This is a genomic window from Leptolyngbya sp. AN10 (genome assembly GCF_050565645.1).
Lineage (GTDB): Bacteria > Cyanobacteriota > Cyanobacteriia > Leptolyngbyales > Leptolyngbyaceae > Leptolyngbya.
The window spans coordinates 1-17786 of the sequence record NZ_JBNXVP010000004.1; the positions used below are offsets into that span (position 1 = coordinate 1).

A 17786-nucleotide genomic window follows, 5' to 3' on the forward strand; every position below is an offset into this window, starting at 1 on the left:
CTATTAGTGATCTCGTGAGGCGGATCAAGGGTCGCACGTCACGATTGCTACAGCAGGAATATCCAGAATTGGAGAAGCGGTATTGGGGGAAGCATTTTTGGGCGATTGGGTACGGAGCTTGGAGTACCGGGAACTTAACGGAGGAGTTAGTGCAAGAGTATTTAGAACATCATCGAAATCCATCAAATCAGGACAACGACAATTTCTTGCTAGAATGAGTTAACTTGGGCTTTCAGCCCTGAAGGAACCTATGTACTTTCAGTGCATAGTGGTTTAGTTTGTGGTGATGCCAGGTCTACGCCGTCCATCAACAGAAGTTCTCTACAGTCAATTTCGCAAAGACGTAAAAGACGGAAAGGTTGCCAAAGCTGAGATTGGGCAAGACCAAATTCAGTACATTCTCAAAGCTGATTTACCCAAAACCCAACAACCGCAGTCCGATGGTGCGTCACCCACTCCGAATAAAGTCTATGTCACAACTCCTATTCCTGACGATCAAAGTTTGCCAAAACTGCTCGAAGATAGCAATGTAGAATTCGGGGCAATCCCGCCCGATCGCGGCAATTTCTTCACTACACTGCTTGGTTGGATCATTCCACCCCTAATTTTCGTTGGCATTTGGGCATTTGTTCTCAACCGCGCTCAAGCAGGAGCCGGGGCAGCATTGACCGTTGGTAAAAGCAAAGCCCGCATCTATTCTGAAGGGAATACAGGCGTGACGTTTGCAGATGTCGCGGGGATTGATGAAGCGAAGGAAGAACTGAAAGAAATTGTTGATTTTCTCAAAGACTCTGCCAAATACACTCGTGTTGGAGCAAAAATTCCCAAAGGTGTCTTGCTAGTCGGTGCGCCAGGAACTGGGAAAACACTATTGGCGAAAGCCGTTGCTGGAGAAGCCAGTGTTCCATTTTTTAGCATTTCTGGCTCTGAATTTATTGAACTCTTTGTGGGTGTGGGCGCGGCGCGGGTGAGAGATATGTTTGAGCAGGCAAAGAAACAAGCCCCTTGTATCGTGTTTATCGATGAATTGGATGCCTTGGGTAAATCTAGAGCTGCTGCTGGTTCGCCATTGGGTGGCAATGATGAGCGGGAACAAACTCTCAATCAATTGTTAACAGAGATGGATGGATTTGAGGCAAATACAGGGGTAATTATTCTCGCAGCAACCAATCGACCGGAAGTGCTTGATCCAGCCCTTCGCCGTCCAGGCCGATTTGATCGTCAAGTCGTCATCGATCGCCCAGATAGGCAGGGACGAGAAGCGATTCTGAGAGTTCATGCCAAAGCAATTCAACTAGCAGAGGATGTCGATTTAAGTGTCATTGCGACTCGTACACCCGGATTTGCAGGAGCCGATTTAGCAAATCTAGTGAACGAAGCAGCATTACTGGCAGCCCGTCAGAACCGCATTTCAGTGACGATGGCAGATTTTAATGAAGCGATCGAGCGCGTCATTGCAGGTTTGCAAAAGAAATCTCGCGTGCTTAATGAAGTTGAAAAGAAAACTGTTGCCTATCATGAAGCAGGTCACGCGATCGTAGGAGCGCTAATGCCTGGAGCGGGCAAAGTGGAGAAAATTTCGATTGTGCCGCGAGGGGTTGGGGCATTGGGGTATACGCTGCAATTACCCGAAGAGGACCGTTTTTTAATGGCAGAAGATGAGATTCGCGGTCGCATTGCCACACTGCTAGCCGGACGAGCTTCGGAAGAAATTGTGATTGGCAAAATTTCTACGGGAGCGAGTGACGATATTCAAAAGGCAACGGATCTAGCAGAGCGGGTTGTTACGCTGTACGGCATGAGCGAGAAATTGGGACCTGTGGCATTAGAGAGAGTGCAACAGCAGTTTCTAGATGGTGTTGTTAATCCTCGTCGCCCGGTGAGTCCTGCGGTTTCGGAAGTGATTGACCAAGAGGTGAAAGCGATCGTCGATCGCGCTCATCAAATAGCATTAGATATTCTGACGGCAAATCGAAAGTTGCTAGAGGAAATGACCCATCAGTTACTCCAGCAAGAAGTGTTGGAAGGCAGTCTTCTTCGTGAATACCTCTCGAAAGTACAATCCCCAGACCAACTAGAAATTTGGTTACGCACAGGTCAACTTGACAATATCACTGAATAAATTGACCTGCTAAGTTTTGCGGTGAGATGAATAGGATTGTTCATTGCATTGTTTGATGAATTCATTAGGGTTTCTCCTTAGTTTGATGAGAGGTGATGTAAACAGGTTGATCCAAAGGAGTAATTCGATCGAATGGGTAGAACCGAAAAACTGCTCGCCCGACAATATCGCTGCGCGGGACAAACCCCCAGTAGCGACTATCAAAGCTGTTATTTCGGTTGTCGCCTAACACAAGGTAAGAATCGGGAGGAACAACAACCGGACTCCATTGTTTTGCTGGAGCAGCGATGTAAGGTTCGTTCAGAGCAGAACCATTGACATAGACTTGCCCATTCTTGATTTCGACAGTTTCTCCGGGCAACCCAACCACTCGCTTGATAAACGCATCCTTGAAATTCTGTTGCTTCAAGTTGGGCGTGGGGTTGAAAACTACAATATCTCCGCGTTGGGGTGGAACAAAGTCGTAGCTCAGCTTATCTACAATTAGGCGATCGTTAATTTGAAGCGTCGGTTCCATTGAGCTAGAGGGAATGTAACGAGCTTCTGCAATGAACGTCCGGATGCCCAAGGCAAGGATAACACTCAAGCTTAGTGTTTTTAATCCCTCTAGCCAAGCATTTTCAGATTTAGAAGGTGGAGTCGATCGCTGTAACTTTAGTTGAGGCATTTTCTTTGTTGAGTTGAGAAGTGATACACCTGATTATGCTCCTACAGGTGAAGACGTATCTACAGGTTCAGCTTTGGTAAGTGCTGCTTGCAGTTTTGCTTCATCTTCTCTAGATAACGAGGTTCGTAACACTTTGCCTTCAAACTTGCTGATTTCCTCTAGAACTTTGTCTGGAGTCGATTTTCTAACCAAAATGAAAATGGCAGAAGTACCTGGTTCTAGAGTGTTTCCAATTTCTCGAACGAATTCGTCATCGATGCCAATATCAGTCAACGCTCCGGAGAGTGCGCCAACCGCCGCACCAAACAGTGCCAGCATCGGATGTAGAAAGATGACACCGAATAGCAATCCCCAAAAACCACCAGATAATGCGCCCGATGCAACGAGTTCTTGAGTTTGCTTGATCTTAACCTTGCCTTGCTTGTTCCGCACTACGATCGCAGCATCTTCTAAATCAATCAAATACTCTCGTTCCAATTTTTTGAGATCGATGAGAACTTCGTCAGCTTTGAACTCGTCTTTGAACCCGATCGCAATTAAATCACTCATTTGTTTGCTCCTTAATCTTGAATTGCTGTAGAAGAGTTGTGGGTTTCAAAGGCTATCAAGCGATGAACAACTACTTCTTAATCTAGACCCTCTAGTAGACTGGAGAGGCAAGTGGTAAAGCTTAAGATCTTTTGAAAACAAACTGTCCTTTGAACTAGCTTCAGTAAAAAAGCACTTTGGTTCCACAAAGCAGCTTTAACCCCTACTGAATACGATAAGCAGCAAGAATGAAATAGAGGTGAAAAATCAGGGCTACTGCTCCCCGCAGCAATTTTTAGTTAAAAACCTGAATTGCTACGCTCCAAACTTTGAGAAATCAGTAGAATGTCTTAATTGAAAACTAAAGTTTTAAGCAATTAAGGATTAGTCACATGGCATGGTTAAGATTGACGAAAACAGCCCTGTATTTGATGAAAAGCGGAGATGCCTGCTATATCGACAAAGTGGAATTGTCTGGAGAGAAACGGAACCAGGTGAGAATTCCTAGAAACTGGTTTACAGGCAGTGACGCTCCTGGTGCAATGGTAATCGAAGATATAGAACCTCCTGCCTGTCGTATTGCGAGCAATCCTCCGACAATTCCAACCCCTCGACCACTGCTTGGCAAAAAAATAGTGCTTGATCCCGGACATGGAGAAGATCGCGATCCAGGTGCCAAAAATGCTGAAGGTCGTACAGAAGCTGGAGAATCTTTGAAACAGGCAAAGCTAGTCCAGGGATTCTTACAGGCTAGAGGGGCAACTGTAACACTGATTGACAACGCGCTCAATCTCTCCCTAGAGGAGATTGGGGCACGGGGAGCCGGAGCAGACTGTTTTGTTGCTTTACACCTCAATTCTTTCAACGCGGCAGTACAAGGACATGAAGTTCTGATCGATCGCAATGGCACAGATGTAGATTTTCGGTTTGCCACAATTGTTAATCAAGAACTCGATCAAGTACTAAATATTCCAAATCGCGGTGTGAAGCGACAAGGACTAGCTGTTTTGAGAGCCGTTCCTCTACCTGTTCCGGCGATCTTGACGGAATCTTTTTTTATCGATGCGTCTTCAGGGACGCAAGTAGATGATCTGATTCTAAAATCTGCACAAGCGATCGCTCGCGGGATTGAACGGTTTCTCATAGCTTGAGCATCTTCAGTCGATCAGTGATTGCGTGTTCCAAACAACCTTTTGGCTCAACAATTCACGACCCGATTTCTTGTTTGAGTTGAGCGACCCAAGTTTTAATGCGATCGTCAGTCAAGTCCGACTGATTATCCTCATCCAGCGCAAGACCTACGAACTTTCCATCTCGCACTGCTTTTGATTCGGTGAATTCGTAGCCCTCAGTAGACCAATAGCCAATTGTTTCGCCGCCTTGCTCAGAAATCTTTTCTTCTAAGATGCCGATCGCATCTTGAAACGAATCCGCGTACCCGACCTGATCACCTTCACCAAAGTAAGCAACCTTTTTGCCGCTGAAATCAATTTCGTCTAACTGCTCGAAGAAGTTATCCCAATCATCTTGCAGTTGCCCGACGTTCCAAGTTGGGCAACCAATGATAATGACTGAATACTTCTCGAAATCGCTTGGTTCCACACGAGAAATGTCATACAAATCAACGGCATCTTGTCCAAATATTTGCTGAATTGTCTCTGCTGCGGTTTGCGTGTATCCTGTCTGCGTTCCGTAAAATAATCCAATGTCTGCCATATCATCTCCTATCTAGGATAGTGTTTCAGCTTGACCTTAAAACCCTCAAGAGCAGCTTATAGAAAGGTTAATTCAGTAACTTCCCTCCGATGAAAGACTTACAATTTCTAGCCTAAGTCATAGTCAAGTTTCATTTTGATTTCATTCCTTTATGCAGTCTTGAAATAAACGGGCGGTTAGTGCTAAACCGAAGGCGTGAAATCCGTCCAAAATACACTGTATTGCATTTGACTCTCCAGTAGACTGGATGGTTCAGAATGAACTAAAGACATCAATGGAATTTGTAGGTTAAATATGCGTCGCTCAACATTCAAGACAGGTTTACTTGGACTTTCGCTCGGTGCAGTCATCGCGGTTGGTGGACTATCTGCTTGTTCAAATTCCGCTCAAAATTCAACCTCGAATCAAAGCCCAACTGCAACAGGTTCACCGATGGCAGGAATGCCAGGGATGGATCACAGCAATATGAACGGCATGATGATGAACATGGATTTAGGTCCGGCGGGTGCTGAGTATGATCTACGCTTTATTGATGCCATGCGATTACATCATCGAGGCGCGATCGAGATGGCAAAAGAAGCTCAGCAAAAGTCAAAACGTCCTGAAATCCAATCGCTTGCCCAAAACATTATTGTGACTCAGAACCGCGAAGAAAATGAGTTGATGGCAAAATGGCGGAAACAATGGTATCCCGATGCGCCTGAAAGTTTTGTGGCTTACAATTCACAGCAAAATAAATCTATGCCAATGTCTCAGCAGCAAAAAGACAGCATGGCAATGAACATGGATTTGGGAGCAGCCGATGAGCAGTTTGATTTGCGCTTTATGAATGCCATGATTTCTCATCATGAAGGCGCGATCTCAATGGCAAAAGATGCCTTGCAAAAGTCAAAGCGTCCTGAGATTCAAAAGCTTGCCCAAGAGATCTCAACATCCCAGCAAAAGGAGATTGATCAGATGAAGCAATGGCGCAAAGCCTGGTATAACCAGTAAAACTCTTCATTCGTCTGAATTAAGAGCAGTAACTTCAGCAATCAGGCTACACAGTTCTCGACTGTGCGGATCATCAAGCGGTTTACCCGCCCAACGATTCCTGTACTGCTCTAATTCGGTTTTGAGCGCGAGCATCTGCGCTATCTGGGCTTCAAGCTGGGCAATTTTTCCGTCTAACAGTTCACGCACTATTGGGCAAGCTGGATTACCATGCTGACGTACATTCAGGATCTGTTGAATTTCTGAGAGGGAAAACTGAAGCGATTGAGCTTTCTTGATAAACTGAAGACGCTCGATCGCATCCGCATCGTAATAGCGGTAGTTACTTTCACTCCGATGCTTCGGTTGAATCAATCCCAGACTCTCGTAGTATCGAATCGTTGCAACAGCGAGTCCAGTTTGCTGAGCAATTTCACCAATTTTGAACAGGGGAGTTTGAGAGATTGCTTTTTGTGAATGAACCACAATCCTAGCTCCTATCTGAGATCGCAGATTTACCACCCATAGAGACAGCAAGTATAACAACAAACGTCACACTTGCCGCCGAGGTAGATCAATTTGCTATCTTGATATTACTGAGCCGTGCCAGAGTGGTTCATTCTAGGCATCGAATTTCCTGATTTTTTCATCATCTCCATTTGTTGCCGCATCTTTTCCATGTCTTCTTTCATGGTTTTGCAGCAAGCACATCCAGACTGATTGCTAGGTTTAGCTTGATTCGGCTGTTGAGCAAGTTGAAGGTTATTTTCGGAAGCATTTTTCGGATTTTGGTTGATAGATTGAGCAGAAGCAGTTCCGGTTGATAGCGCGATCGCAGCAAGGGTGCCACCCAAAAAAGTGAGAATTTGAGTTTTTATGTGCATGAAAGACTCCAATTGTTTACTCATCAAAACCAATCCGTTATAAACTCTCTAGTCCACTTGAGAGTCAAGTTTTTCGAGCTAACTTCGATCGCGAGTGATATTTCATTCCAGTTTCATTTTCGTGTGAAACACTGAAGATTAAGTGCCGAACAACGCTTAAAGCAAGTTTGCTGAAGAGATCAATTTGTCAAATTATCTCTTCAGCCCATCCATGACAAAATCGCTTTACGAGCCACAGACACTTTGATCGGTTTTATGATGTTGAAGATTCAGCTTCTAAAATTCGCTAAAGAAAGGATTGCGGTTAGTGTTGCTACATTAGCTGCACTATCGCTGATATGGTTCAGTCTGGGACAGCAAAAAACTATTCCTCCCAAAGATCCCGATCGAACTCCGCCGTTAGTTATGACTGGTGGAGATCCATACATTCGGGCTTTAATGCGAACCATTTCCGCCAGTGAAGCTCAAGATAGTGATCCCTACACGGCGCTTTACGGTGGACAACACATTACAGATTTGAGCCAACATCCCAATCAGTGCGTCACGATCGTGTCAGGACTGCACAAAGGAGAATGTACGACTGCCGCGGGGCGCTATCAGTTACTCAGTACAACCTGGGATGAAAAGGTTCAGCAATATCATCCTGAACACAGCCAAAACACGTCAGACACGGTTTCTGAAAGTTTTCAGCCAAAACAGCAAGATGCTGTAGTTTACGCTTGGTTGAGCGATCGTAACGCCTGGGAAGTTGATATCAATGCTGAACTCGAAAAAGGAAATTTGAACGAAGTCTTGAAGCATTTATCTGCAACCTGGACAAGTTTAGGCTATGGAATTGAAACAAATTCTGTGACATCACAGTTACCTAAAATCTATCAGAAAGCATTAGCCGAAGAGTTAGCTCTTGCAAAACTATCAGCATCAGTGAAGTAGGTTTTCAACTGAACTTTGTTAGTTAAGAATTGGAAATTTCATTCTGATTTCATATTCTTATGTTTTCTTAATATGTAGCAAGGGCGATTAAATCGACCTTCGTAGCCGAGATTTGTCTTGCAATTTCGGTGTTGCTCATTCTTGGGTGAGTGCGACAGCTTTGCTGCACGGAGACGTGTTCGCTTCGCTGAACGGAGATGTGTTCGCCAGTCAAACTGCTTAAACCTTTTCTTTTTGTCAACATGAAACGCCTAAAACCTACATTTTTCGGATTTTCCTTTACTGCCCTGATCAGCTTGAGTGCGCTTACGGCTTGCTCATCCAGTACAGCTCAGAATTCAACCCCAGCCAGTTCTCCCGCTGCGAGCACGATGTCCGGTATGGATCACAGCCACATGAATGCTGGCAAAAAGGATCATGGTGCAATGGATCACAGCAGCATGGGACACAATATGGATTTGGGTCCTGCTGATGCTGAATTTGACCTGCGCTTCATCGATAGCATGATTCCCCACCATCAAGGTGCAGTAGATATGGCGAAGGAAGTGCTGCAAAAATCAAAGCGTCCTGAACTGAAAAAACTGGCTCAGGATGTGATTACGGCTCAAGACAAGGAAATTAGCCAGATGCAGCAGTGGCGCACAGTCTGGTATCCTAAAGCACCTAGTCAACCGATCGCTTGGCACGCTGAGATGAATCACTCGATGCCCATGTCAAAAGAACAAATCAAAGCAATGAAGATGAGCATGGATTTAGGCGCGGCAGACGATCAGTTTGACTTGCGGTTTATCAATGCAATGATTCCGCATCACGAAGGAGCCGTGACAATGGCAAACGATGTTTTGCAAAAGTCAAAACGCCCGGAGATTCAGAAGTTGGCGCGAGAAATTATTGCCTCGCAGCAAGCCGAAATCGATCAAATGAAACAATGGCGCAAAGCCTGGTACAACCAGTAGAGGATTTCATCCCTGTTTCACATTCGGGTGTCACAATGTAAAGAGTTGTGCAATATCAGGAAACTTCGTCATGCCGAGCCTTGCTGTTTCTGTTTCCACTTCGATTCGCCGTCTCTCAGCCACATTGATGACACTGGGAGTCTTGGCAAGTAGTCCTGCGATCGTGCTGGCTCATGGCGGGCATGGCAACGAGTTTCAGGGGGGAGCAACGCAATCGTCTGGCAGCGTGCAAGTCGATGCGGCAACGGCTCAACGGCTCGGCTTCAAAGTGGAGCCTGTGACTCGACAACGCTTAGCATTTGGTATCAAGACGACCGGACAAATTGAATCGCTGCCGAATCGCCAGGTTGAAGTCACAACGCCAGTCGGGGGAACCTTACTGCGGCTGCTCGTCAAACCTGGTGATGCAGTCAGTGCAGGGCAACCACTGGCGGTTATGACGAGTCCAGATTTAGCACAGTTGAGAACCGAGGCACTCGATCGACGCAGTGATGCGACAGGCACAGTCCAACAAGCAGAAGCGGATTTACAGCTTGCTCAGGAAAATCTAGCGCGTCAGAAGACCATCGTCGATCGAGAAATTCAGCAAGCGCGATCGGCGTTTGATTTTGCCCAAGAAAGCTACACCAAAGATCAGCAATTGGCTCAAACTGGAGCGCTTCCACGACGATCAGCGCTCGAATCGGGAACAAAACTGGCAGAGGCTCGCGCGAATCTATCAAAAGCAGAAAGTCGATTAGCCGTTTCAGAAGCTCAAGCCCAACTGAAGCGGGCACAATCAGCGCTAGAAGTTGCACGATCGCGGGTTCAACTGAGCGGTCAAACTTATGAAACTCGATTGCGGCAGTTAGGAGCGAATGCGAATGAAGATGGCACGATCACAATTACGGCTCCGATTTCCGGCACCGTTGCCGACCGAGAAGCAACCCCTGGAGAATCGGGACAAGACGCGGGAAAGCAAATTTTAACGATCGTCAATGCCAGTAGCGTGCAAGCATCGGGCAACATTTACGAGAAGGATCTGAACCAAGTTCGGGTGGGTCAGCCTGTTCGAGTTAAGGTCAATGGATTGAACAATCGGACTTTTAACGGGCGGATTAGTGTTGTGGGTTCAACCGTACAGGGTGAAACCCGTGTTGTGCCCGTGAAAGTGGAACTGGATAATGCAGATGGAGCATTGAAGCCGGGAATGTTCGCTGAGATTGAAGTACTGACTGATCGCACTTCGGTTTTAGTCTTAGCTGTACCAAAATCTGCGATCGTCGAAACTAACGATAAAAAGAAAATTGTCTTTGTGCAAAACGGCAATGCGTTTCAAGCCACAGAAGTTACTCTTGGACGCGAATCAGGTGATTTCGTTGAAGTCATGAACGGTTTATTTGATGGCGATAAGGTGGTAACACAACGCGCTCCGCAACTGTATACCCAGTCTCTGCGCGGAGATACGAAGGCAGATGCACATGATGAAGCGCCTGCAACGACCGCCCAAGCCTCGAATCCTTCTGCTTTACCTTGGTGGTTGGTACTACCTGTTGGGAGTGCAATTGCAGCAGGAACCTTCTGGGCAGGCACAGTTTGGTCATCTCGCCGCCAGCGTCGGCTTCAGCCTGCTGTAGAAAGCCCGCTCCCTTCTCATGATGCCGAAATCTATTTTCACTCAAATGGGAATGGCTCTGCACCACACACCGTTCATACCACAACAGACAGACTAGAAGCAGATCGTAAGCCCCATCAAAATTAGATGGCGTGAGTGGATTGTTAGATTGCGATCGCGCCTTCAAAGTTAAAAATTCAGTGTTCGACAGGGTTTTTTCATGCTAGGAAATATTGTTCGATCGGTCATTGCCCGTCGATGGATTGTACTGCTGATTGCGCTAATCACTACGTTTTGGACAATCAAAATCATCCCGCAGATGCCATTGGATGTCTTTCCATCGTTTGCACCCCCACAAGTCGAGATTGAAACCGAATCGACTGGACTTGCGCCCGAAGAAGTCGAATCACTGGTAACTTTACCGATCGAGAGTGCGATTAACGGAACTCCAGGTGTGACTGATGTGAGATCGACTTCCGCCCCTGGAATCTCAGTGGTCAGAGTCATTTTTCAATGGGGAACGGATGTCTATCAAGCGCGGCAGCTAGTCACAGAACGATTGCAACAGGCACAAAGCAAACTACCGGAAGGCGTTGAAATTCCTCGCATCTCTCCGATTAGTTCACCGATCGGCACAATTCTAAAATTTGCTTTTACCGCAGACACAACCTCAATGATGGAACTGAGGCGGCTTGTTGATTGGCAAGTCACGAACCGCTTGTTAGCTATTCCCGGTGTGAGTCAGGTCAGTGTGTACGGCGGCGATGTACGGCAGTATCAAGTTTTGGTTGATCCCGCAAAACTGAAAGCTTTCAATGTTTCGCTAGAACAAGTCACAGAGGCAGTTCGCAATGCCAATGTGAATGCTCCCGGTGGTTATCTGATTGGAGCGGATCGAGAACGACTGATTCGCGGGATTGGGCGGATTGAATCGATCGAGGATCTCAAACAATCGGTGATCGACTCGCGAAACGGAACCCCAGTACGACTGATTGATGTAGCAGATGTGCAAGTTGGGGCGGCTTTGAAACGGGGCGATGGAAGCGTGAATGGCAAACCTGCGGCGATCGTTATGGTAAATAAGCAACCGCAAGCCGATACGCCCACGGTTACTAATGCAGTGGTTGCTGCGTTAGACGAGATCAAAGCGGGATTGCCCAAGGATGTCAAAGTCGATGTGACTTTCCGGCAAGCAGACTATATTGAAGCTTCGGTTGAGAATGTGCGATCGGCATTAATCGAAGGCAGTTTGATTGTGGCTGCGATTCTGATCCCGTTTCTAATGAACTGGCGAACTTTAACGGTCTGCTTGCTTGATTTCTTTCTCACCTTGCTGTTTGCATTGCTCGTTTCTCACTATTTGGGACTTGGACTGAATACAATGACTCTGGGCGGGTTAGCAGTCGCGATCGGAACCGCAGTTGATGATGCGATTGTTTATGGCGAGAATACTTATCGTGCTTTAAGAGAGAATCGCTTTTCACCGGAACCGCGATCGACCTTGGACATCATTTTTGAAGGTAGCCAAGAAGTTCGAGAATCATTAATTGGTGCAACCTTAATCGGAATTGTCGTCTTTTCTCCGATCTTTACGCTATCAGGAGTGGAAGGGCGAATTTTCACACCGATGGGAATTGCTTACTTGGTGGTTGTGATTGTTTCAAGTTTAGAATCGTTGCTCGTTTCTCCAGCGCTGTGTGCAATTCTACTTCCACACGGTCGGATGTCAGAGCAGGAACCCGTTGTTGCTCGGTTCTTCAAACGATTGTACTCGCCGCTTTTGCACTTAGCGATGCGTCGATCGCTGCTTGTCTTGTCGGGTGCGGCTGCGCTGATGGTTGTGGCACTCACGCTTCTACCAAGTTTAGGGCGTGAATTTCTGCCAGAGTTTCAAGAGCAAATGTTGGTGAATACTTTGACGCTCTATCCAGGCACTTCTTTAGAAGCAACGAATCGGGCGGGATTTGCGCTAGAAGATTCGCTGAAGGGAGATGATCGCTTTAAGTTCATCCAAACTCGTTCTGGACGCGCTCCTGGTGATGGCGATGCAGGTGGTGTAAATTTTGCTCACCTGGATGTGGATTTGAGCGAAAAAGGACTGGAAGATCGAGAAGCAAGCTTGAAAAAGCTTCGAGAAGAAATGAGCAAGTTACCCGGAGTTGCAACGGGCATTGGGGGCTTTATTTCTCACCGCATGGATGAAGTTCTATCAGGTGTGAGAAGTCAAATTGCTGTGAAAATCTTCGGGGCTGAATTGGATGAACTGCGATCGCTCGGTGAACAAGTTGAAGCACAAATGAAGACGGTTTCAGGCGTGGTCGATTTGCAGCTTGAACCGCAAGTGCCGATCGATCAAGTGCAAATTGCATTTAATCGACAAGCCGCAGCCCGATACGGCTTGAGTGTCGGACAACTGGCAGAAGTGATCGAAACCGCCTTGAATGGTCGAACGGTTTCACAAGTTTTAGAGCAGCAGCAGACGTTTGATTTGATGGTGTGGTTAAAGCCCGAAGCGCGGACTGATTTGAATGCGATCGAGAACTTACTGATTGATGCTGCCAACGGTCAGAAAATTCCACTTGCACAAGTCGCAACCATTCGGAATGGTCAAGGACCGAACACGATTAACCGTGAAAATGTCTCGCGCCGGATTGTAGTTTCTGCGAATGTGAGCGGGCGAGATTTGCGCTCTGTGATGACTGAAATTCAATCCAAAGTAAAACAAGCGGTTCAAGTTCCAGCAGGCTATTTTATCCAATACGGTGGACAGTTTGAAGCTGAAGAACGCGCTTCGCAAAACATTCTGATTTATAGCTTGATTGCTTTTGTCGTGATTTCAGTGCTGATGTATTTGACGGTGAAATCAATTCCCTCCACTGCCATGATCATGATCAACTTACCGATCGGGTTAGTTGGCGGTGTGATTGCGGTTGCATTGACTGGTGGCGTGATTTCTGTTGCTTCACTGGTTGGTTTCGTTACTTTGTTTGGGGTTGCCACTCGAAATGGACTCTTGCTCGTCGATAACTATAATGCGAAATTTGCAGAAGGAATGCCGATCAAGGAAGTGTTGGTGAAAGGTTCGATGGAACGATTAAACGCGATTCTGATGACTGCATTGACCTCAGCTTTGGGATTAGCACCGCTCGTTGTCGCAGGCGGACCTGGAAAGGAAATTTTACAACCCTTGTCGATCGTCGTGCTAGGGGGATTGTTCACGTCAACCGCCTTGACGCTGTTGATCATTCCTGCACTTTACAGCCGATTCGCTCACATCCTTTTCTCTAAAAAGACTGCTCCTGATAGTTCGATGAAGCCTGTGCAGAGCCGATAACGACCTCCTCTCTCCATTATCTTGCTGATTTCATGTGCATTTCATATTGTTGAAACAACATAGAGATATGAATGCTCAGGAGAACTAATATGAAAACTCCGCTGATCTCTATATCAACCGCGATCGTACTTTCTGTGATCTCGATTCCTACTGCTTTTGCAAATCAACTTACTGTTCCGTCTTCAGTAAATACGACTTCATCAGCAACCCTACCTCAACCACAACCTAATACTCTCCGCAATCAAAATGCAATCAATGGTTCTCATACCCAGAACGCAACCGTTCAAGCCCAAATGAGAACTTCTACCACATTGCATCGCCGCTGTACTGGAGATGCAGCGAAAGCAAAGCCGCCTGTTCCTAACAATTCAACTCATCTCAGAAATGTAATTTGGCGAAATATGCGGGCAATGTGTACTTGAACCTTCTTTCAATCACTAGCGATCGAGTTTCGCATAGATATCAGCCGTTCTACTTTTAAAGCGGCTTTTTTCACGTCATCCTGGTTCCATAAGCATCTGAGACGGTAATAGTTGATGATAGCTATCGTCAACAACAGTGCGAGGAGGCATTAATTTCCCGCACATCACTCAGAATTTACGCTTGCAGATTGAGGAAAAAACGAGCATTTTCCTCGACTGCTGCTAATGTAGAATCTCCAGCCTACTAGAGGGTCAAGGGCGCAAAGAGCTTTTCTCAGAAAATTGTCCATGAGGCTGATCTAAATAGTCACAGATTAAGCACTGAATCCCACAATTTCTTCCTGTGCTAATTCTCTGTATACAGCCCTTAATCTTGTTTGATGTAGAGCGTCAGTATCAGGTTTTTAGCAACTAATTGTTGCGCCTAGTTCTAGTTTCATTCCCATTTCATAATTTCTTGTCATGATGAGTTGTTGGTTGTAGGCATACAATCTGCCGATTTTCCCAAGGGAGTGTTCAGAAGAACGATGCTCAATTCGATTGTCAAGTGGTCGATCGCGCAACGATGGCTGATTGTTTTTGCCTCAATCCTCCTTTCACTTTGGGGACTGCGCGTCATTACTCAAATGCCTTTGGATGTGTTTCCAGCGTTTGCTCCGCCCCAAGTTGAAATTCAAACCGAAGCGGCTGGACTCGCACCCGAAGAAGTCGAATCACTCGTGACTCGTCCAATTGAGAGCGCGATCAACGGAACGCCCGGACTTGTTTCTTTACGATCCGCCTCAGCAGTTAGTATCTCTTCAGTCAAAGCAGTTTTTGGATGGGATACCGATGTTTATCGCGCTCGTCAGCTTGTCACTGAGCGATTAGGGCGAACCCAGAGCATTTTGCCTCAAGGCGTGGATCAGCCAGAAATCTTACCTGTGAGTTCACCACTCGGCTGGACTGTGAAATATGCCTTCACTTCAGAAACAACGCCGTTAATGGAAGTCTCAAGGCTAGTCGGATGGGATATCAAAAACCGATTATTAGCCGTTCCAGGCGTGAGTAATGTTTTTCTCTATGGTGGGGATGAACGACAGTATCAAGTGCTAGTTGATCCCAACAAGCTCAAAGCATTCAATGTGTCGATCAATGACGTGGTGAAAGCAGCTCAGAATGCTAACGTGAATGTTCCAGGTGGTTTTGTTGTTACACCAGATCAAGAACTATTAGTTCGAGGCATTGGACGAATTGAATCGATCGAGCCACTGAAGCGGTCGGTCATTAAATCCGTTAATGGAACTCCGATTCTGCTCGAACAAGTGGCAGAGGTGAAAATTGGAGCTGCACTTAGACGAGGTGATGGATTGTTTCGCGGCAAGCGATCGGTGATTCTCACAGTAACGAAGCAACCGAATGCAGATACACCGACGGTTGTAAAAGCTGTAGATGCAGCAATGGAAGATCTCAAAGGGGGACTACCGCTGGATGTGAAATTCTTCAAGACGTTTGATCAAAATCTGTTTATTGGATTGTCGATCGAGAACGTCAGAGACGCATTAAGAGACGGCGTGATCATTGTGTCAGTAGTGCTGATTGCATTTCTGATGAACTGGCGCACGGTAGTGATTAGCCTCAGCGCATTACCGCTCTCGTTGCTAGTTGGAATGATTGTTCTTAACTGGACAGGGCAAGGTATTAACACGATGACGCTAGGTGGCTTAGTCGTTGCGATTGGTTCAGTTGTTGATGATGCGATCGTCGATATGGAAAATGTCTATCGTCGATTGCGGGAGAATCAGGTTGCGGAGAAGCCTAAACCGCCATTGCAAGTTGTATTTGATGGCTCGATCGAAGTCAGAACCAGTGTTTTGTTTGCAACGATCATCATTGTGGTTATCTTTGCGCCAATTTTCGCCCTCTCAGGCGTTGAAGGTCGAATTTTCACCCCGATGGGACTTGCCTACCTTCTGTCAATCTTGGCTTCGACTGCGGTAGCATTGACGCTCACTCCTGCATTGTGTGCGTTGCTGTTGGCGAATCGTCGTTTACCCAGTACTGAAACCTGGCTCGAACGCAAAGCACATCAAGTCTATCGTCCCGCTTTAAGATTTTCGATTCGTCGTCCTAAAGTCGTTTTCACGGCTGCGATCGCAGGTTTTATCGCGTCTCTGATCATCCTGCCGACTTTGGGCAGCGTCTTTTTACCTGAATTTCAAGATCGTCAGTTAGTCAATGCGGTGATTCTATTTCCGGGAGAGTCGCTAGAAGCAACCAATCAGGCGGCTCTCGACTTTGAGGAGGTATTTAAAGACGATAAGCGAATTGAGTCAATCCAGTTTCGGTCTGGCTTTGCTCAGGGTGATCCGGATATTGCAGGCGTGAACTTTGGCGAATTAGACGTTGAAATCAGCGAAGAAGGCGCGAAAGAACGAGAAAAAGTGATTGAGGCATTGCGAAAAGAAGGTGAGAAGATTCCGGGCGTTGTGATTAACATTGGTGGATTTATTTCTCACCGGATGGATGAGATTTTGTCAGGAGTGAGAAGCGCGATCGCCGTTAAAATCTACGGGGCTGAACTCGATCAGCTTCGGATGGTCGGGCAGGAAGTTCAATCTGCCATGAGCAGCATTCCAGGCTTGGTCGATTTACAGCTTGAACCTCAAGTTCCAGTCAAACAGGTGCAAATTCAATTTGATCGTGAAGCGGCAGCCCGATACGGACTCAGCATCGGAGAACTTGCAGAAACGATCGAAACTGGACTGAATGGGCGGACTGTTTCACAAGTCTTAGAGAAGCAACAAACCTTTAACCTGGTGGTCTGGTTGCAAGAGCAATATCGGAATAACTTGGATGTGATTGGCAATTTGCTAATTGATACGCCGAATAACCAAAAGATTCCGCTTTCTCAAGTGGCAAAAGTTGTCTATGGCGAAGGACCCAGTACAATCAATCGAGAAAACGTCTCGCGCTTAATTGTCGTTTCTGCGAATGTGTCAGGGCGAGATTTAGGATCAGTGATCAAAGATGTACGTGATCGTGTGAAACAAGTCAAACTCCCTAGCGGCTACTATGTCGAATTTGGGGGACAGTTCCAGGCACAAGAACAAGCCACTCAAACCCTAATCATTGCTGGGCTTGCCGCATTTGCGATCATTTCAGTCCTGCTCTACTTCGCTGTGAAATCAATTCCAGCAACCTTGATGATTATGATCAACTTGCCATTAGCATTGATTGGAGGTGTGATTTCTGTTGCGGTCAGTGGCGGAATTATCTCGGTCGCATCAATGGTCGGATTTATTACGCTGTTTGGGGTCGCAACTCGAAATGGTTTACTGTTAGTCGATAACTACAACCAGCAATTAGCTCAAGGCATTCCGCTTAAGCAAGTGATTGTGGAAGGCTCAATGGAGCGATTAGTTGCTATCCTATTAACCGCACTTGCATCAGCATTAGGCATGGTTCCACTGGTCATTGGATCGGGTGCAGGCAAAGAGATTTTGCAGCCGCTCGCCGTAGTTGTTCTAGGAGGACTATTCACGTCTACTGCATTAACACTGCTGGTGCTTCCCGCTTTGTATTCGCTCTTTGGAAAGTTTATGATGCCAAAACAGTCCGACGCGATCGCTGAAAATGACGATCGTGTTTCTCATCTCAATGTTGCAGAATCTTAAAT

General features: G+C 46.4%; 15 protein-coding genes. 10 read left to right on the forward strand and 5 right to left on the reverse strand.

Annotation, left to right across the window (positions count from 1 at the left end; translation table 11 throughout):
* A partial coding sequence (locus ACQ4M5_RS06490) for a transposase (protein WP_430674802.1) occupies positions 1 to 218 on the forward strand: 218 nt, incomplete at its 5' end.
* 68 nt (positions 219 to 286) lie between these two features.
* Positions 287 to 2122 (forward strand): ATP-dependent zinc metalloprotease FtsH, encoded by a 1836-nt coding sequence (ftsH, locus tag ACQ4M5_RS06495; protein WP_430674803.1) that lies wholly within the window; start codon positions 287 to 289, stop codon positions 2120 to 2122.
* Between the two features lie 64 nt (positions 2123 to 2186).
* Here ftsH and lepB read toward each other — a convergent pair whose 3' ends face one another.
* Together lepB and ACQ4M5_RS06505 are read right to left on the reverse strand one after the other, a co-directional pair.
* Entirely contained in the window at positions 2187 to 2789 is a 603-nt protein-coding gene (gene lepB / locus ACQ4M5_RS06500; protein WP_430674804.1) for a signal peptidase I, read from the reverse strand.
* A 33-nt stretch (positions 2790 to 2822) separates the two neighbouring features.
* The gene (locus ACQ4M5_RS06505; RefSeq protein WP_430674805.1) at positions 2823 to 3338 is read right to left on the reverse strand and encodes a DUF1269 domain-containing protein; all 516 of its coding nucleotides are present in this window, start codon (positions 3336 to 3338) and stop codon (positions 2823 to 2825) included.
* A 371-nt stretch (positions 3339 to 3709) separates the two neighbouring features.
* Here ACQ4M5_RS06505 and ACQ4M5_RS06510 point away from each other — a divergent pair, with 371 nt between their 5' ends.
* The gene (locus tag ACQ4M5_RS06510; protein WP_017292224.1) at positions 3710 to 4468 is read left to right on the forward strand and encodes an N-acetylmuramoyl-L-alanine amidase family protein; all 759 of its coding nucleotides are present in this window, start codon (positions 3710 to 3712) and stop codon (positions 4466 to 4468) included.
* 55 nt (positions 4469 to 4523) lie between these two features.
* Here the strand turns inward: ACQ4M5_RS06510 and fldA are convergent, their stop codons facing one another.
* A complete protein-coding gene (gene fldA, locus ACQ4M5_RS06515; RefSeq protein ID WP_017292225.1) occupies positions 4524 to 5033 on the reverse strand; it encodes a flavodoxin FldA in 510 nt (169 codons plus the stop codon).
* Positions 5034 to 5327: 294 nt separating this feature from the next.
* On the opposite strand from fldA, the gene ACQ4M5_RS06520 reads away from it, so the two are divergent.
* A complete protein-coding gene (locus ACQ4M5_RS06520; RefSeq protein ID WP_017292226.1) occupies positions 5328 to 6026 on the forward strand; it encodes a DUF305 domain-containing protein in 699 nt (232 codons plus the stop codon).
* 6 nt (positions 6027 to 6032) lie between these two features.
* Here the strand turns inward: ACQ4M5_RS06520 and ACQ4M5_RS06525 are convergent, their stop codons facing one another.
* Positions 6033 to 6491, reverse strand: coding sequence for a heavy metal-responsive transcriptional regulator (locus ACQ4M5_RS06525; RefSeq protein ID WP_017292227.1), 459 nt, complete (start codon positions 6489 to 6491; stop codon positions 6033 to 6035).
* A 107-nt stretch (positions 6492 to 6598) separates the two neighbouring features.
* Entirely contained in the window at positions 6599 to 6889 is a 291-nt protein-coding gene (locus ACQ4M5_RS06530) for a hypothetical protein (protein WP_017292228.1), read from the reverse strand.
* A gap of 255 nt (positions 6890 to 7144) precedes the next feature.
* On the opposite strand from ACQ4M5_RS06530, the gene ACQ4M5_RS06535 reads away from it, so the two are divergent.
* The 6 genes from ACQ4M5_RS06535 (at position 7145) to ACQ4M5_RS06560 (ending at position 17784) form a co-directional block, all read left to right on the forward strand.
* Positions 7145 to 7822, forward strand: a complete 678-nt coding sequence (locus ACQ4M5_RS06535; protein WP_430674806.1) for a glycoside hydrolase family 24 protein — start codon at positions 7145 to 7147, stop codon at positions 7820 to 7822.
* Between the two features lie 242 nt (positions 7823 to 8064).
* Positions 8065 to 8778 (forward strand): DUF305 domain-containing protein, encoded by a 714-nt coding sequence (locus tag ACQ4M5_RS06540; RefSeq protein WP_430674807.1) that lies wholly within the window; start codon positions 8065 to 8067, stop codon positions 8776 to 8778.
* 70 nt (positions 8779 to 8848) lie between these two features.
* Positions 8849 to 10519, forward strand: a complete 1671-nt coding sequence (locus ACQ4M5_RS06545; protein WP_430674808.1) for an efflux RND transporter periplasmic adaptor subunit — start codon at positions 8849 to 8851, stop codon at positions 10517 to 10519.
* Positions 10520 to 10592: 73 nt separating this feature from the next.
* On the forward strand, positions 10593 to 13706 hold the full coding sequence (locus ACQ4M5_RS06550) for an efflux RND transporter permease subunit (RefSeq protein WP_430674809.1): 3114 nt from the start codon (positions 10593 to 10595) through the stop codon (positions 13704 to 13706).
* Between the two features lie 89 nt (positions 13707 to 13795).
* Entirely contained in the window at positions 13796 to 14128 is a 333-nt protein-coding gene (locus ACQ4M5_RS06555) for a hypothetical protein (protein WP_430674810.1), read from the forward strand.
* A 527-nt stretch (positions 14129 to 14655) separates the two neighbouring features.
* Positions 14656 to 17784 (forward strand): efflux RND transporter permease subunit, encoded by a 3129-nt coding sequence (locus ACQ4M5_RS06560; RefSeq protein ID WP_430674811.1) that lies wholly within the window; start codon positions 14656 to 14658, stop codon positions 17782 to 17784.
* Positions 17785 to 17786 lie beyond the last annotated feature (2 nt).

Bases quoted from the DNA above. Each gene is read 5' to 3' on its own strand.
- fldA (WP_017292225.1), bottom strand. From the start codon at position 5,033: ATGGCAGACATTGGATTATTTTACGGAACGCAGACAGGATACACGCAA.
- lepB (WP_430674804.1), bottom strand. From the start codon at position 2,789: ATGCCTCAACTAAAGTTACAGCGATCGACTCCACCTTCTAAATCTGAA.
- ACQ4M5_RS06550 (WP_430674809.1), top strand. From the start codon at position 10,593: ATGCTAGGAAATATTGTTCGATCGGTCATTGCCCGTCGATGGATTGTA.
- ACQ4M5_RS06535 (WP_430674806.1), top strand. From the start codon at position 7,145: ATGATGTTGAAGATTCAGCTTCTAAAATTCGCTAAAGAAAGGATTGCG.
- ACQ4M5_RS06520 (WP_017292226.1), top strand. From the start codon at position 5,328: ATGCGTCGCTCAACATTCAAGACAGGTTTACTTGGACTTTCGCTCGGT.
- ACQ4M5_RS06540 (WP_430674807.1), top strand. From the start codon at position 8,065: ATGAAACGCCTAAAACCTACATTTTTCGGATTTTCCTTTACTGCCCTG.
- ACQ4M5_RS06530 (WP_017292228.1), bottom strand. From the start codon at position 6,889: ATGCACATAAAAACTCAAATTCTCACTTTTTTGGGTGGCACCCTTGCT.
- ACQ4M5_RS06555 (WP_430674810.1), top strand. From the start codon at position 13,796: ATGAAAACTCCGCTGATCTCTATATCAACCGCGATCGTACTTTCTGTG.
- ACQ4M5_RS06505 (WP_430674805.1), bottom strand. From the start codon at position 3,338: ATGAGTGATTTAATTGCGATCGGGTTCAAAGACGAGTTCAAAGCTGAC.
- ACQ4M5_RS06510 (WP_017292224.1), top strand. From the start codon at position 3,710: ATGGCATGGTTAAGATTGACGAAAACAGCCCTGTATTTGATGAAAAGC.
- ACQ4M5_RS06560 (WP_430674811.1), top strand. From the start codon at position 14,656: ATGCTCAATTCGATTGTCAAGTGGTCGATCGCGCAACGATGGCTGATT.
- ftsH (WP_430674803.1), top strand. From the start codon at position 287: ATGCCAGGTCTACGCCGTCCATCAACAGAAGTTCTCTACAGTCAATTT.
- ACQ4M5_RS06545 (WP_430674808.1), top strand. From the start codon at position 8,849: ATGCCGAGCCTTGCTGTTTCTGTTTCCACTTCGATTCGCCGTCTCTCA.